The sequence below is a fragment of the Jeotgalibaca caeni genome, from assembly GCF_028863945.1.
GTDB lineage: Bacteria > Bacillota > Bacilli > Lactobacillales > Aerococcaceae > Jeotgalibaca > Jeotgalibaca caeni.
Genome location: NZ_JARBEA010000105.1, coordinates 1 through 2,640, shown reverse-complemented (window position 1 = coordinate 2,640; position 2,640 = coordinate 1). Strand labels below are relative to the sequence as shown.

Annotated in this window: 2 protein-coding genes; both read left to right on the top strand. The window is 40.4% G+C overall.

Features of this window, described 5'->3' with window-relative positions; genetic code table 11:
* Positions 1–161 precede the first annotated feature (161 nt).
* The gene (gene istA, locus PVE40_RS12520; RefSeq protein ID WP_274732268.1) at positions 162–1,703 is read left to right on the top strand and encodes an IS21 family transposase; all 1,542 of its coding nucleotides are present in this window, start codon (positions 162–164) and stop codon (positions 1,701–1,703) included.
* Between the two features lie 2 nt (positions 1,704–1,705).
* A complete protein-coding gene (istB, locus tag PVE40_RS12515) occupies positions 1,706–2,455 on the top strand; it encodes an IS21-like element helper ATPase IstB (RefSeq protein ID WP_002293721.1) in 750 nt (249 codons plus the stop codon).
* Positions 2,456–2,640 lie beyond the last annotated feature (185 nt).

The following is a 2,640-nucleotide window of genomic DNA, read 5'->3' as shown; positions in this document are numbered from 1 at the left end:
TGATTACGGCATCGAAAATGTACCATCTCTGCAATAATTTTTACCAGGCTCGGCAAAGAAATGTACCAGTAAGTGCAAAGCAGTGTACCACAAATACCTCTTGTATAATGTAGGTGCACACCTTAGGGTGTGACATTTATTTTACAGGAGGTATTTTTATTATGTTTCGTTATCGAAGGATACTTGAAATGCACAGTGAAGGAATAAGTATTCGCAGTATTGCAGCAAGCACGGGGAACTCACGTCAGAAAATTACTGAGGTTATCCGAAAAGCTGAGGAGAAAGGGATAGCGAGGGCGTTGTCGGAAGAAATGACCGATCAATGGCTAGGCGAATTTTTGTTTCCAGAAAAACAATTAGAAGCCAATGGACGGCACCTGCCTGACTTCGACAAGATTCACAAGGAATTGGCCAAACCAAACGTGACCTTGACGCTTCTTCATCAGGAATACGCAGTTGAGTGTCGCACGAGTGGGAAAATCCCTTACGCCTATCGTACATTTTGTGACTATTACAATGCGTTCGCGCGAAAGCATAAAGCCACTATGCGCATCCGTCGGAAGCCTGGTGAAATTATGGAAGTGGATTGGGCTGGATCGCCAGCTTATGTCATCGATCGAGATACGGGTGAAAAAGTAAAGGCTTATGTCTTTGTGGCAACCTTACCGTGCAGCCAATTGTCTTATGCGGAAGCATTCCTAACGATGAAATCGGTGGCTTGGATTACGGCACATAACCATGCATTTGAATATTTTGGCGGTTCTACCGACATAATTGTTCCCGATAATCTAAAAACAGGTGTAAAAAAGAATGAAGGCATCGATGTCATCCTTAATGAATCATATCGAGAGCTAGGGGAACATTACGGGTCCATCATTTTACCTGCCCGAGTTTCTACTCCCAAGGATAAGCCCAGTGTTGAAGGCAGCGTAGGCGTCATCTCCACTTGGATTATAGCTGCCTTACGCAATACGCATTGTTTTACAATCGAAGATTTAAATCGTGAAATCAGAATGAAATTAAATGAATTCAATGAGCGACCGTTCACTAAGAAACCAGGATCCAGGATCAGAGCCTTCGAGGAAGAAGAAAAATTCGCACTTAATCCTCTTCCACTGGCACCTTATAAGATGTCTGTCTGGAAAAAAGCAAAGGTTCAACTAAACTACCACGTCTCAGTTGAAAGCATGTTTTATTCCGTTCCATACGAATACATTCAACAAAATATAGATATTCGAATGACAGAGAATCTAATTGAACTATATTTTAATTCCATGCGAATCGCAACACATAAACGTCTGTACGGGAAATTTGGGCAGTATTCGACTGTCAGAGATCATATGCCAGATAATCACAAAATGTATGTGGACCATACCCCGGAATCCTCGATAGAATGGGCTGAAACCATCGGTTCCTCAACAGTAAAGGTTGTTCAACACCTCTTAGACCGTTATCAAAATGAAAAACAAGCCTTAAAGTCGATCATGTCTTTGAAGAGCTTTGGTAAAAAGTATTCTAAAAATGAAATAGAAACGGCCTGTTCAACAGCTTTAAATCTGGCTTCTTTGCCTTCTGTTAAAATTATCCAGACCATTCTAAAGGGCAACAAACAGAAGCAAGCAACAAGCCAATCACATATTGAAGACACTAACATTGAAAAGCATGGATTCACTCGCGGTGCGTCCTATTTTGGAGGGAAATAATGATGTTAAATGAGCAAACAGAAGTAAAATTAGCTGAATTGAAACTTTCAGGCATGCTTGAATCCTATCGTGAACAGATGACAAATAAAGAGTACCAATCCATGAGTTTCGAAGACCGCTTCAACCTCATGGTTGATCTGGAGCATTCCCGGCGAAAAAATAATAAACTACAGCGGTTGATTAAATCTGCAAACTTTAGAAATGCCTCTGCCAGCATTGAGGATATCGAATACCATCCGGACCGTAATTTAGATAAGAACCTCATTTTAAAACTAGCCAGTGGGACTTATTTGGAAGAACACCATAACATCATTTTGATGGGCGCTTCAGGGAATGGGAAAACGTATATCGCCAATGCCTTCGGAATACAGGCATGCCGGCAATACTACAACGTGAAATACATCCGACTCCCTGAACTACTAGATGAATTAACCATCTCGAAAAATCAAGCAGATGGTAGTTTTCGAAAAATAATCAACAGATATAAAAAAGTTCAATTACTCATCATCGATGAATGGCTATTAACCAATCTTTCGTTAGAAAATTCCACCTTTCTATTGGAAATAATCGAATCCCGTCTTAAAACAGCATCAACTATTTTCTGTTCTCAATTCCATCCAGAAGGATGGCACGAAAAGCTCGGCAACCCCCAAATCGCTGATGCCATTCTAGATAGGATCATACATGATTCTTATCAAATTCTGGTAGACGGTAAAGTTTCTATGCGTGAACGTTACGGCATCCGTAATTAAATGAGTCATTAAAATAAATTAAGAGCCACTCCATGATTTTCAGGAGTGGCTCTTAGTTGACCTTGTGGTCATTATTGTCGCTTTTATTATTTGAAATGGTAACCGCGTCGCACTTACTGGTACATTTCTTTGCACTTAGTGGTAAAAAACAATGCACTAGTGGTACATTTTCGATGCCGTATTCA